11 protein-coding genes and 1 pseudogene are annotated in these 13,514 nt (G+C 61.1%); 5 read left to right on the top strand and 7 right to left on the bottom strand.

Annotated elements, in window-relative coordinates; genetic code table 11:
- Window positions 1–379: pseudogene (locus ABIB38_RS23215) on the bottom strand (integrase); the annotation flags it as partial.
- Window positions 380–569: 190 nt separating this feature from the next.
- Between ABIB38_RS23215 and ABIB38_RS23210 the strand changes: the two are divergent.
- From ABIB38_RS23210 to ABIB38_RS23195, 4 genes are all read left to right on the top strand, one after another.
- Window positions 570–1,547, top strand: coding sequence for a DNA-binding protein (locus tag ABIB38_RS23210; protein ID WP_103243981.1), 978 nt, complete (start codon window positions 570–572; stop codon window positions 1,545–1,547).
- Between the two features lie 287 nt (window positions 1,548–1,834).
- Entirely contained in the window at window positions 1,835–2,773 is a 939-nt protein-coding gene (locus ABIB38_RS23205) for a chromate resistance protein ChrB domain-containing protein (protein ID WP_103827480.1), read from the top strand.
- A 182-nt stretch (window positions 2,774–2,955) separates the two neighbouring features.
- Window positions 2,956–4,119, top strand: a complete 1,164-nt coding sequence (locus ABIB38_RS23200) for a chromate transporter (RefSeq protein ID WP_103244708.1) — start codon at window positions 2,956–2,958, stop codon at window positions 4,117–4,119.
- Between the two features lie 174 nt (window positions 4,120–4,293).
- On the top strand, window positions 4,294–7,254 hold the full coding sequence (locus tag ABIB38_RS23195; RefSeq protein WP_103243983.1) for a Tn3 family transposase: 2,961 nt from the start codon (window positions 4,294–4,296) through the stop codon (window positions 7,252–7,254).
- Between the two features lie 8 nt (window positions 7,255–7,262).
- Here the strand turns inward: ABIB38_RS23195 and ABIB38_RS23190 are convergent, their stop codons facing one another.
- A complete protein-coding gene (locus tag ABIB38_RS23190) occupies window positions 7,263–7,835 on the bottom strand; it encodes a hypothetical protein (RefSeq protein ID WP_103243984.1) in 573 nt (190 codons plus the stop codon).
- A gap of 190 nt (window positions 7,836–8,025) precedes the next feature.
- Between ABIB38_RS23190 and ABIB38_RS23185 the strand changes: the two genes are divergently transcribed.
- Window positions 8,026–8,841, top strand: coding sequence for a YadA-like family protein (locus ABIB38_RS23185; RefSeq protein WP_429207057.1), 816 nt, complete (start codon window positions 8,026–8,028; stop codon window positions 8,839–8,841).
- 89 nt (window positions 8,842–8,930) lie between these two features.
- Here ABIB38_RS23185 and ABIB38_RS23180 read toward each other — a convergent pair whose 3' ends face one another.
- From ABIB38_RS23180 to ABIB38_RS23160, 5 genes are all read right to left on the bottom strand, one after another.
- Window positions 8,931–9,665, bottom strand: coding sequence for a PDZ domain-containing protein (locus ABIB38_RS23180; protein ID WP_429207056.1), 735 nt, complete (start codon window positions 9,663–9,665; stop codon window positions 8,931–8,933).
- On the bottom strand, window positions 9,662–11,386 hold the full coding sequence (locus ABIB38_RS23175) for a type IV secretion system DNA-binding domain-containing protein (RefSeq protein WP_429207054.1): 1,725 nt from the start codon (window positions 11,384–11,386) through the stop codon (window positions 9,662–9,664). Before ABIB38_RS23175 ends, ABIB38_RS23180 begins: the two co-directional genes overlap by 4 nt.
- 108 nt (window positions 11,387–11,494) lie before the next feature.
- Window positions 11,495–12,220, bottom strand: a complete 726-nt coding sequence (locus ABIB38_RS23170; RefSeq protein ID WP_429207052.1) for a hypothetical protein — start codon at window positions 12,218–12,220, stop codon at window positions 11,495–11,497.
- Window positions 12,221–12,231: 11 nt separating this feature from the next.
- Entirely contained in the window at window positions 12,232–12,939 is a 708-nt protein-coding gene (stbB, locus tag ABIB38_RS23165) for a StbB family protein (protein ID WP_429207050.1), read from the bottom strand.
- 12 nt (window positions 12,940–12,951) lie between these two features.
- The gene (locus ABIB38_RS23160; protein ID WP_429207048.1) at window positions 12,952–13,377 is read right to left on the bottom strand and encodes a hypothetical protein; all 426 of its coding nucleotides are present in this window, start codon (window positions 13,375–13,377) and stop codon (window positions 12,952–12,954) included.
- Window positions 13,378–13,514: the final 137 nt, after the last annotated feature.

Here is a 13,514-nt window from a genome sequence, read left to right as displayed (position 1 = left end):
GGCGGCCATTGGTGCGCGCGATCCCGGCCAAGGTCTTGCGCACAGTCGGCGTGGCGGCCGGATCGGCGAAGCCCTGGTGGACGTGCCATTGCGAGAGCGCCGTCAGGCGCAGCGCCAGGGTGCGTGGGTTGAGCGTGTCGGCGTAGCGCACCAGATAGCGGATAACGGCTGGCTCGTTTGCCGGCAGCACGCCGCCCCAGTCCAGGTAGTGCTTAACTGCGGAGCGGTACGCCTGGCGCGTGTTGTCGGACGTGGCGGCAGCCAGAAAGACGCGGTGCCGCGCGGCGTGGTTGTGGTCGTCCTGCGGCGTAACAGCGGTACGGATAGCCGGTGCCGACCCGGTATCGGGCATATCGGTGACGGCGGGCGTGGTGGCCATGGCGGGCGTCGCGCAATTGCGCGCTCATAACGGGATTACGGCCAGCATAGCACGCCGCCGGTGGTATAGCCTGCTGTAACGAACATTATCGAAGCGTAAATTGGCGCGTGACGGCGAAAAACACACAGCGTAATATATCGTGATATTACGTATTATGGAATACGTTACTTAATTTCGCGAAAGGCCCACCATGGCGCGCGCAGGCATTCTTTTCTCCCAGGTGGTCAAGGCCGCCACCCAGCTGGCGGCCGCCGGCACCAACCCCACCGTGGACACCGTCCGCGCCGCGCTTGGCGACACCGGCAGCAAGGGCACCATCGCGCCCATGCTCAAGCAGTGGAAAGCGCAGCACCAAGGCGAGACGGCCGCCGCCGGCGCCGGCCTGCCCGCCGACCTGCTGGAAGCCGTCAAGGGTGTGTATCAGCGTCTGGAGGCCGGCGCGCAGGCGCAGGTTGAGCAGTTGCGCGCCGCGCACGACAAGGCCCGTCAAGAAGACGGTCAGCAGCTGGAGATGGAACGCGCCGGCGGCCGCCAGCTGCGCGCCGAGCGGGACACGCTCCTTGCCGAAGTGGCCGAGGTGAAGGCGGCGCTCGCGCACGAGCGCGACGAGCGGCAGCACGGCGCTGTAGCGATCGCGGCCCTGCGGGCAGAGAACGACGGCCTCACCCAGCGCCTGGCGGACCGGGCGGCCGAGGTCCGGCTGCTGACCGACCAGCTGGCGCAGGCCCGGCACCAGTTCGATCACTTCCAGGAGAAGGCGGCCGCGCAGCGGCAGAGTGACCGGCAGGGCTTCGAAGCGCGCATCGGCACGCTGGAGCACGACGCCCAGCAGCTGCGCACCTACCTGCAGGAGCACCAGCAGGCGGTGGCCGTCCTACGCGCGGAGAAGCAGGGATTGCAGATTCAGGTCGAGCGCACCAATGGCGAGGCGAAGGAGCACCTGGGCGAGGTCTACACCTTGCGCGAGCAGCTGGGCGCCGCGCGTGAGATGGCCAGCCGCGAGCACATGGACGCCGCGATGGGGGCCGATCTGCTGGACAAGGCCGAGCACGAGAACGTGCGCCTCGACACGCGTGTCACCGAGCTGGAAGACGAAAACGCCCAGCTACGGAAGCAAATCGAAGGCTCTGCGGGCAAGAACGCCGGCGGCAGGCGCAAGAAGCCGTAGCGCCGGGCCGGCTTGAATATTTTTGGGAATAATTTGGTGTCGAAAATGGCGGGCGTCAGGACCGGCCGATCGAGCGCAGGGCGGTATCACCTTCGCCAGCAACCGGACATTTTGACCTGAGCCGGGTGCGCTGTGCAAAGCGGCACTCCCGAGATTGAAAACTTTCCCATTTTGGAACAATGGGTTGGGCATGTTTTTGCGAAAAATCGTAATCCTGGCAACCCTCGTATCAGCCATCGTCATAAAGTTTGTAGAGTATAAGTCTTTATTGATTTATACTCTACGTCATGCAACTAATTGCCTTAATTCTCTCCCTACCCACCGAGAATGCCACTGTCCGCCAGCGTGCCTGGCGGGCACTCAAAGCGGCCGGCGCCACCGTGCTACGTGACGGCGTGTACTTGATGCCGCACTGCCAAGCCTGCCATTCGACGCTGGCGGCAGTGGCTGCCGAGGTGGTCTCCGGTGGAGGTTCGGCATATGTATTGAATGCCGAAGCCGCCGATGACACGGACTACGCTCGGCTGTTTGACCGTAGCCAGGATTACGCCGCCTTGTTACCCGAGATCACACAGAGGCGAAGCGAGCTGGACTCCGCTAACGTGCAGGAGACGCTCAAGCAGACGCGCAAGCTGCGCAAGTCCTTTGCAGCTCTGGTCGCGATCGATTTCTTTCCCGACGAGCCACAGCGACAGGTCGATTGCGCACTACGCGAGCTTGAACTCGCCTGTGCCCGAACCCTGTCGCCGGATGAACCGCAGTCGGCTGAAGGAGAGATCGGCCGACTGCGGTGTGAGGACTACCAAGGGCGCATCTGGGCGACGCGGCAGCGGCCGTGGGTGGATCGCCTAGCTAGCGCCTGGCTGATCCGGCGCTTCATCGACCGCCGCGCCTACTTCCAATGGCTGGCCAGCCCTGGAGACTGCCCATCGGACGCCATCGGCTTCGATTTCGATGGGGCGGCATTCAGCCATATCGGCAACCGCGTCACCTTCGAGGTGCTGGCCGAAAGCTTTGGACTGGATCAACCTGCCATCCGGCGGATCGGCCAGTTGGTGCATTACCTCGATGTCGGGGGTGTGCAGCCGCCAGAGGCCGCCGGCATCGAAAGCGTGCTGGCCGGGATGCGCGAAAGCCTTGCCCAGGACGACGCACTGCTGGACGCGGCCTCGACCGTGTTCGACGGTTTGATGGCCAGCTTTGGCAACGGAACCGCCACGACCTGAATGTACTGATCGCCAAGACGTCGGAGCTCAAATATTGTGCGCCTGACTGCCGAGGAGGACATCCAGCGTATTCGACCTACTTATACTGAACTGCAAGGAGAACACCTTTGAACGTCCCGAATGATGCATCGTACCGCCCGAACGAGGCGCCAGATGCCGCGATTGAAGCCGTTCCTCCAGCCATGAGCTACTTCCAGCTTTTCGTGCGATTCCTCAAGTTCGGCCTGCTCGCTTGGGGCGGTCCTGTGGCTCAGATCGCTATGCTGCGCCGCGAACTCGTGGATGAGGAACGCTGGATCTCGAGCAAACGCTTCAACAAACTGCTTGCGGTGATGCAGGTGCTGCCCGGTCCTGAAGCGCACGAGATCTGCGTTCATCTGGGTATCCGAGCAAAGGGGCGGCTGGGCGGCTTGCTGGCGGGACTTGGGTTCATGCTCCCGGGATTCTTGCTGATGTTTGCGCTGTCCTGGCTGTACTTCGAGATCGACATTGTCGGCACTTCGCTGGGTGCCGCATTCCTTGGTGTACAAGCGGCCGTAATCGCGCTGATCGTGCGCGCCGTGCACCGCATCGGAGAGCACATCCTACTTAGTCGCTGGCTGTGGGTCATTGCCATCGTTTGCGCGCTGGCAGCCAGTGGCGGGGTCGACTTTTGGATCACCCTGCCGGCGAGTGGCCTTGTGTACGCTTTGCTCGTGTTGAATCGTCGGGCGTTTGCGCTTCTGGTGACACTTGGGGCGATGGCGTTGGCTACGGCCGTTGCTATGTCGGCCGCGCCCACCGCGAAGCTTGTGGAAACGGTCATTCAAGGCCAAGCCTCCGTGCTCCTCATTTTCGTGGCTGGACTAAAAGCCGGCTTACTCACATTCGGCGGCGCCTATACCGCGATTCCGTTCGTTCGCAACGACGCTGTCGGGCGCGGGTGGATGACGGATGGGCAGTTCCTGGATGGGCTGGCGCTTTCCGGTGTATTACCGGCGCCGCTCATCATCTTCGCAACGTTCGTCGGCTATGTGGCGGGCGGTCCGGTTGGAGCGATGGCCATGACGGTCGGTGTCTTTCTGCCGGCCTTTGCGTTCTCGCTGATCTTCTATGACCGGCTGGAGGCGGTTGTGGAGAACAAGCAGCTGCACGCCTTTTTGGATGGTGTCGCGGCCGGGGTCGTCGGCCTGATTGGCGCCACCACCGTCGACCTGGCGCATGTCACCGCCGAGCGTGTGCCGTCGTTGACGGCGGGTATATCGATCTTCGCCGCGGCCTTGGCATTCCTTTATGCTTGGAAGAACAAACTCAACGTAGTCGTCGTGATCCTCGCGGCTGGACTGGTCGGGTGGCTGGTGTTCTAGGGGGAATGCCTGAGTCTGCTGGAGCTGACCTTCGTCGTGCCGTTCTGGTTTTGTCTTGGCATAGCACAAAGAAGCTTCTTAGTTAGAAAGTAAGAAAAGTACGTTCCTTAATTACTTTTTCGCTTCGTCCCATTACTGGCTTTATCCCGGCTTATCCTCGAAGGGTCCGATCGAATGCCGCGCCGCTCACTCCTCTCTGATACCGAACGCGACAGCCTGCTGGTGTTGCCAGAAAGTCAGGATGACCTAATCCAGCAATACAGTTTCACGGATGCCGACCTGGCGTTGATCCGGCAGCGCCGGGGCGCCGCCAATCGCCTCGGCTTCGCGGTTCAGATGTGCTTGCTGCGCTACCCTGGCCAGGCGCTGGCCAGCGACACTAGGCTGCCAGATCCGGTGATCCATTGGATTGCCAAGCAGGTGCGCAGCGACGCCGGCGCCTGGCCGGAATATGGCGAGCGCGAAAAAACGCGCAACGAGCACCTGCATGAGTTACGCGCCTACCTGGGGCTGTCCGTGTTCGGCTTGCCGGATTTCCGCAAGCTGGTGCACTGCCTGGCCGACCTCGCCATGCAGACCGACAAGGCAATGATCCTCGCCGCGCATTCCCTCGAAACACTGCGCCAGAAGCGCATCATCCTGCCGACGCTGACCGTCATCGAACGGGCCTGCGCCGAGGCTGTGACGAGGGCGAACCGGCGAATTTATCGCACGCTGATTGAGCCGTTGGAACGTCACCACAGGCGCTCCCTGGACAACCTGCTCAATGTGGCGCCCGACATGAGCATTACCTGGCTGGTATGGCTGCGCCAGTCGCCGCTCAAACCCAATTCCCGCTACATGCGCGAACACATCGAACGGCTCAAGGTGTTCCAGTCGCTGGCCCTGCCGGAAGGGCTTGGCCACCAGATCCACCAGAACCGGCTGCTGAAGATGGCCCGCGAGGGCGCGCAGATGACGCCGCGCGACCTGACCAAGTTCGAGGACGAGCGGCGCTATGCCACGCTGGCGGCGCTGGCCATCGAGGGCATGGCCACCGTGACGGACGAACTGGTCGATCTACATGACCGCATTATGATCAAGCTGTTCAGCGCAGCCAAGAACAAGCATCAGCAGGACTTCCAGAAGCAGGGCAAGGCCATAAACGACAAGGTGCGCCTGTACAGCCGAATCGGGCGCGCGCTGGTCGAGGCCAAGGAATCCGGCAGGGACCCGTATGCCGCGATCGAGGCCGTGCTGCCGTGGACAGACTTCACTCAAAGCGTGACCGAGGCGGCAGAACTGGCCCAGCCCGAAACGTTCGACCACCTGCACCTGGTGGGCGAGCAGTACAGCACCCTGCGGCGCTATTCGCCCGAGTTTCTGGACGTGCTTCGGCTTAAAGCTGCGCCGGCGGCGCAAGCGGTTCTGGACGCGATCGACGTCCTGCGCGAGATGAACATGACCGGGACGCGCAAGGTGCCGGACGACGCGCCGATCGCATTCGTGAAGGCGCGGTGGAAGCCGCTGGTCATCACCGACGAAGGTCTTGACCGCCGTTTCTACGAGATTTGCGTCTTGTCGGAGCTGAAGAATTCGCTGCGGTCGGGGGACATCTGGGTGCAGGGTTCGCGCCAGTTCCGCGACTTCGAGGAATACCTGCTACCCACGGAAAAGTTCGGGGCGATGAAATCAGCGCGCGAGCTGCCGATCGCGGTCAACCAGGACTGCGACCAGTACCTGCACGACCGCTTGCTCTTGCTCGAACAGCAGCTGGTCACCGTCAACCGGCTCGCGCTGACGAACGAACTGCCCGATGCGATCATTACTGAGACAGGACTGAGGATCAGCCCACAGGACGCGGTGGTGCCGGACGAGGCCCAGGCGCTGATTGACTTCGCCAGCGGCATGCTTCCTCGGATCAAGATCACCGAACTGCTGATGGACGTGGACGACTGGACCGGTTTCACGCGCCACTTTGTCCATCTCAAGAGCGGGGAGCAGGCCAAGGACCGGACGTTCCTCATGTCCGCGATCCTGGCCGACGCCATCAACCTCGGCCTGACCAAGATGGCGGAATCGAGTCCCGGCGCCACTTACGCGAAACTGTCCTGGTTGCAGGCCTGGCACATCCGGGACGAAACCTATTCGGCCGGCCTGGCTGAACTGATCAACGCCCAGTTCAAGCACACCTTCGCTGCGCACTGGGGCGACGGCACAACGTCGTCGTCGGACGGCCAGCGCTTCCGCGCGGGCGGCCGGGCCGAGAGCACGGGCCACATCAACCCCAAGTACGGCGCCGAGCCCGGCAAGCTGTTCTACACCCATATTTCCGACCAGTACGCGCCGTTCAGCACCAAGGTGGTCAACGTCGGCGTGCGCGACTCGACCTATGTGCTCGACGGCCTGCTGTACCACGAATCGGACCTTCGCATCGAGGAGCACTACACCGACACCGCCGGCTTCACCGACCACGTGTTCGCGCTGATGCACCTGCTGGGTTTCCGCTTCGCGCCGCGCATCCGCGATCTGGGCGACACCAAGCTGTACGTGCCGGGCAAGGTGGGCGATCACCCGGCCTTGCGCTCGATGATCGGCGGCAGCTTGAACATCAAGCACCTGCGCGCACACTGGGACGACGTGCTGCGATTGGCCGCCTCGATCAAGCACGGCACCGTCACCGCGTCGCTCATGCTGCGCAAGCTAGGCAGCTACCCGCGCCAGAACGGCCTGGCGATCGCGCTGCGCGAGCTGGGGCGGATCGAGCGCACGCTGTTTATCCTGGACTGGCTTCAGAACGTCGAGCTGCGCCGGCGCGTGCACGCCGGATTGAACAAGGGGGAGGCGCGCAATGCGCTGGCCAGGGCGGTATTCATCCACCGGCTGGGCGAGATCCGCGACAGGTCGTTCGAGCTGCAGCGGTACCGCGCCAGCGGCCTCAATTTGGTGACGGCCGCAATCGTACTGTGGAATACGGTCTACCTGGAGCGGGCGACGCAGGCCTTGCGTGAGAAAGGCAAGTTGCCCGACGACGGCATGCTGCAATTTTTGTCGCCGCTGGGCTGGGAGCACATCAACCTGACCGGGGACTATGTGTGGCGCCAGCAGCGTATAGCCGAAGGCGGGTTCAGGGAGCTGCGTAAGCCCCAAGAGTAGGAAATAATCTAGAAGAGGGAGGATTCAGTTCGCGGCTGCGTGAATCGATTCCCACGACCCTCACGCAAGATTCTTAGCTTCTCTAAATAAACCAAGCCCTGCCAGCCTGGTGTGGCCAGATTGAGCCCTGGGTATTGCCGGCGGCAGTTTTCCAGGGCAAGCGACTGAGCATTGCGTTCTTCGTCACGCAGCGCATCCGACGCGCCTCTGATAATTCGGGCAGCTTCCTCGCGCTCGCGCTGTTCTTCTTGTCTAGCGCGTAAATCCAGGGCTCGGGCATGTTCCAGTTGAAGCCGCTGCGCTTCAAGCATTGCAATGAAGCGGTCAGTATTATCGATTAGCACCTGACGCTCGGCGTCGGTAAGAAGCTGGCCAGCGCTTGATCCATAAAGGGGCACCGCCCCGGTGTCATCGGAGCCGTATAGGAGCTTGAAGCACTCGGAGCCGAGAACGGTGAAGCGCCCGTTCTCCCGCACGATGTGGATGCGTTTGTACACGCTGTGGCCACAGCCGTCGCGCTGACAAATTATCCGATCTTCTTTGTCTACCTCGACTACTGCCATCAGCTGCGCGTTCGACATCTTTTATCTTTCCAAGCAAAGACCGCCCCCGGTCATAAATGACGACTATACAGCATGGACTCAGGGCGTTTGCAAGTCGGCCGCGCGGAATGGTTTGCGGGCGATATGGTCGGCCAAATCGCCTTAGCGCCCGATTTTTTCCGTTTTCCCTATTCGCCCCTATTTAGCCAACGCACAAGGCGGCAACAGCGTGGCCCTTGGCACCAATTCCATGGCTACGGCCGCGAATACGGTTTCGGTCGGCAACGCAGCTACCAGCCTCACGCGCCGGATCGTCAACGTCGCTGACGGTGTGGCGAGTTCCGACGCGGCCACGGTCGGCCAGCTCAGCGCCGCGATCGCGGCCGTCGGCGCCGGCACTCCCGGCCCGCAAGGCGCCCAAGGCATCCAAGGTATCCAAGGGGTTCAGGGCGTGGCCGGCGCAGCCGGCGCGGCTGGCCGTGATGGCGTCGACGGCAAAGATGGCGTCGTGGACTATGCCCAGGTGAATGCGCATATCGACTCGCGCGCAGCCGACACGCTCAAGGCAGCGGCCACCGATGCCACCACCAAGACCAACGCCGTCAACGAACGTGTTTCGACCGTCGCCGCCGCCGTGACCACGGCACAGGCCACGGCCGATACGGCGCTGGCCGGCGTGGACAAGGCCATGCAGTACACCGACGCGACGGCGGTCCGGACGTTGCAGGAGGCGAACGCCTACACCGATGCGCGCGTGGGCCAGCTCGGTAGCAGGATCTCGGCGCTCGATGGTCGAATCAGCGCCGTGGAGCGTGCGGCCTATCGCGGCATCGCCGCATCGCTCGCCATGCAGCAGGCGCCGGCCGCGATCGGGCCGGGTGAGTCTGCCGTGACGGTCGGCATGGGCGGGTATGGCGGAGAAAGCGCGGTTGCGGTCGGCGTCCACCACGTCACCAGGCGCAACATGGTCATTTCGGGCGGCGTGGCCGCGTCTCCAAATGGCGGGCCGGTAGCGTGGCGCGCGGGCGGATCGTTCAAGTTCTGACGCCTTTTCCGACGTCGGAAACCTCAATGCAAAACGCCCCTTTCGGGGCGTTTTTTCATAACGTAACGTATCAAAGATAACGTAACGTATCAGCGGATTTTAACTTCCTTGGTCGTGCGCGGATTCGTGCTCACGTCCACCACCGTCAACGTCAGCGGCCCATCGCCGACCGCGAGCTGGCGATACTCGGCCGCTGTCTTGATCGGCTTGCCGTTCACAGCCGTTACCCATTGCTCGGCCTTGATGCCGGCGCCGGCAGCGAGGCCATCAGGCACCGGATTCATCGTCATGGGCGCATGGATGCCGGCCGGGTACATGCCTACCATGTCCATCACATCGAGGCCGACACCCGGCGCGGCCGGCGCGCTGGCAATCAAGTTTTCCATCGGACGGACTTTGCCCATTTCGATATTCGGATAGACCGAAATGCCGTTACGCTTCACGTTGAAGGTACTGCCCTGCCCTTCATACCGGGTTGCCACTTCGCCGGCATTGTGGACGACGTTCCGATTGACGGCGCCGATCTGATCGCCCACCTTGAAGCCGGATTGTTCCGCGATGCTTCCCGGCTTCACGCTCGCCACCAGGACAACGCCCCCTGCGTCGGCCGCCGTCAGGCCAGCATCGGCAATACTGCCGCCGCTGTTCGTTGTGGGCGCGTCACCATTCAGGCCGAACACTCCACGGACCATGTGTGCGATCCCTTCCGACGTTGATACTGGTTGCGGGCTGCTGGGCCTCGACAGATCACCGACGAGGATCATCGCCCAAATACCGGCAATGACAGCGGCGGTTTTTCCTGCTGCTGCTGTATCGATCTTCATACCGTGCTCACTTCCTTTTTCTTGCCCATGTAAGGCGTATTCAGTTCAGGCATGCCGACGTATTGCAAGACCACGCGCGCGATCGGCAGGCCGATCAACTTGAGGAAGCCGTGCAGATCCGGCAGGCCCTGCACTTCCGATGCGAGGACGGCCATTTGTTGCGAGCGGCGCTCGCTGGTGTTCTCGCTGGTGTTGGGCAGTTCGCCCAGGCGCGTGCTTGTGCTGTTCGAGACCTCGGCGCGTTTCACTTCCTGTTCGCCCAACTCGTTCTCGAAATACTTGCCGGTCTCGTTGTCGCCAGCGCGCAGCACGAGCTTATTGCTCATGCTCGACAGGAGCGTTTGCGCTTCGTCCTTGCCGTATGTGGTCCTGAGCTGGGCGATCGTTTGCAGCCCCGAGACGCATACGCCGCCATACTTGCGCAGCTTGGTCAGGCCGGCGCGCAGGCTAGACACCTTACCCAGCGAATCGAGTTCGTCCATGATGTACCAGAGGCGCCGGCTTGCATTCTCGGACAGCGTAAGGCCTTCCACGATCGCCAGTTCAAGCCAGCACGCGATAAGGTTCCGCAGCAGGGCCATTTGATCGTCCCTGTAGGTCAGATACAGCCAGGCCGGATTGCTGTCGGAGTTACGGACCCAATCGCGCACGGAGAACGTACCGTAATCCGGCAGGTATTCCCACGCCGCCAAGTACACCGATGCGATCATGCGGATGCTCGCAAGCGCCTTCTCGCCGCCCTTCTGGATCATCGGATATGCAGCCGTGCCGACAAGGATCGGCTCAAGCTCTTTGATCGTGGCCGAGTTCATCAAGTGCAGCAGCTTGCGCGTCGAATAGTCGCCGGCCTGCCATTGCGATTTCAGCGCGGCGGCAAGCATCGTCTGTGCGTAGAAATTCCACTCGCCCGCCTCGCCGGCCGCATCGGGGATAGCGGCCTTCGCGATCATCTGGCAATCGTATTCCTCGCGGATCTCGGCGTAGGCCGACCATCCAGCGGTGCGCCCGTCTAGCGGGTTGAGGATGGTTTCGCCGGCTTGGCCGAACCGGGCGAAATAGCCGGCGCCCGGATCGGCAATGATGGCCGCTTGCCGGCGTTTGCGGACCACGCGCAACATGCCGTTGATCGCCTGCGACTTGCCGGAGCCTGTCGCACCTTCGATCAGGAAGTGTTGCGGTTCGGCGCCGAATGGCACCGGCACGCCGCCGAACTCGATCAGCCGTTCGAGATCGTCAGGATTGACACCGCGCTTGAGCTGCGCGGCCAGCGCTGGGCCGTCGACCACGGCGGCGCCACGGATCAATGTTTCATCGGCTTTGGCAGCACCGCCCAAGCCCGCGAAGCTGGCCGGCGCCGAGCTGGCCGCAGACGCGCCGATCGGGCGGAACGTCCCGTCCTTGAGCCGGTAGCCCAAGCCCGGATACCACGCGAACCACCACCCCAGCTTTTCAACCAGGTTGGCGATCAGGGTTCCGAGGCCGACCGAAATCGCCATGATGACGAGGCCCAGCACGCCGGCAATCACGCCTTGCGTGAGCACGGCCTTTAGCACGTGATAGAGCTGCACCACGGCCACCAGGATTACCGGGTAACGCATGAAGTGGTAGCGCGTGCCGTGCGCGAAGAAGGCGTAGATCTCCCTCGGCCCGAGCCATGCGGCAGACAAGCCGCTTCTGATAATGCCGGCGCCCTGTGCGGCGCCGCGTAGTCCTTCACTCATGGGGCAACCTTTCCGACTCTGTTAAACTCGCTTCCGGCCATTTTTGAAACTCCTTAGCGGTTGTGAAAATTTTGGTCATGTGGGCCGAGGCGCAACCCTCGGCCCACTTCATTTGCGCAGCGCCTTTGCGCCTGTCGCGCCGTCCAGCTTGGCCGCGATCGCACGTTGGTTCTCGATCAGCTCCGTCAAGTCAGCCTTCGTCAAGAAGACACCCAGCGATCGACCTAGAACGATCGTCAACACAGCACCGATCACCAAGCAGCCGAGCGCGATCCCGACCGTGGGCAGCAGCGGTTTTTTCTTGGCAGCGTTTGCCTTTCTGATGGCCTCGATCCCGTCGCCCGTCATACGCTCGATGACCGCCTTTCCCTGTTTGAACTCTGCTTCGTAGTCCTTGTGTGCCTGGGCGATCGTCGCCGCCGCCGTATTCAGGTTGTTTGCAGCAGCGCGCAAATCCGATGCGGCTTTATCGAGAATTTGATTGATCGCCGGTACAACGGCATTTTTCGCGCCTTCTTCTACAGTCGCCGCGATTTTTCCGGACAATTCGAATACCAAGCGGCGAAGCTCATCCGACCGAATATCTGCAACTTGGGTGACTTGCTGCTTTGCACGTTGAATCGTGCGGTCCTTCTCATCGCTCAACGTACCAATTGCCACCGCAATTTCATCCAGCAAAGGGCGAAGCTGAGCATTAACGCCCTCCGTGACGCCGGGAAGCACGTCGAACAATTCTTGTACGCGCTGCGACACTTTATCAATGTCGTCCAGCACATTAAGCATGAATTCCTCGCGCAGGCCTTCAAGGCGTTTTTTACGGTCGATGGTATCCATCCCTGCCCCGCTTATTTCGTAACGGCTTTAAATGCCACGTCGAGGTTTTCGTTGACACTGGCCGCGCGGCGCTTCTCCAGGTGGAGAGCCATATACTCGGCGCGCTTTTCTTCGTCCGTAGTATTACGGCGCAGTTCTGCATAATCTGTTTTGTCCGCAGCCAAGGCCGGCACGGTCAATAGCTTGCCATCGGCATCCGTCATTGCCTTGAGGTTTTCGAAAACATCATTGTGATAAACCACCGCACCAGGGCGAACGAGGCATTTCTTTTCTGCTTCCGCGTAGCTGAACAGAACAGCAAACACGTCCTCGATATTTTCGCTCTTGTCGTGGTCGTTGAAAATAACGCGAATCTTCTTCGCCGGCACACCGATTGAATGCAGTGCATCAATAGTGGCGATAGTGTCTTTCTGCTGTTTGACAGCTGGAACGACCGGCACCACAAACAAATCGAAATCTTCGTGCGAAGCATCGTATTCGGTCATTTGCTGGATAAAGCCGGCGATGTTGGAAGATCCAACATCAACCACCGCAGCATCGTTATCCAACAGATGTTCCTGAACAAAATCAAAATCTTTACTGGTGATTCGGACGCCGCCTTCATCTGCATTGTGCGTTTCCATGCTGATGAGATTTACACCCAGGCGAGGCGCGAAAAGATGACGGCCCAGCGTGCTTTTGCCGACGTTACCCGAAAAGTTGATGAGAGCGATTTTCATATAATTTCTTCCTTATTTCAGTGGATTAACACGTTTGGCTTTAGTGGAGTAAGTCTCGAATTTCTTCTCGACCGCTTCCGGGTTTGTTGCTTGGCGATACTTTTCCATTGCCGGCAGGTCGTCCAGCTCATCGCTTTTCTTCCCTTCGTCTTGCGCGTTTTGGATTGCACAATCCAAAGTTTGCTGCGCTGCCGGCGCTGCACCTGATGATGCTGACCGGGCTACTGGCGGCGGCGTGGAGGACGCTACCGTCTCTCGACGATCGCGCCACTTTCTTGCGCGCCACAGCTCGTTACGGAAGTTGGCCAGCGACGTTTCGTAGCCTTCCTCCTTCAACTCCCCAATGATGACTTCCTGCCTGATGCCGACCTCAAGACGTGCCTCGATGTCTGCCAGGCGCTGGCGAATCACGCCAGCAAAGCTCTGTTGCTTCTTCACCTTTGCCCCTCTTTCCCTAACATTGGTCGCTTTGCGGATGTTTTGCTGATGTTCTGCTGATCTTTCCGCAGTTTCGGCGGTTATTGCTGACTTTATAGTGATGTTTTGCTGATGTCAATAGGCAACATTAAGATTCT

The organism is Massilia sp. UYP11, assembly GCF_050434805.1.
In the GTDB taxonomy this organism is placed as follows: Bacteria; Pseudomonadota; Gammaproteobacteria; order Burkholderiales; family Burkholderiaceae_D; genus Telluria.
The sequence above is the reverse complement of the archived record's forward strand: the minus strand, read 5'-3'. Positions and strand labels throughout refer to the sequence as shown.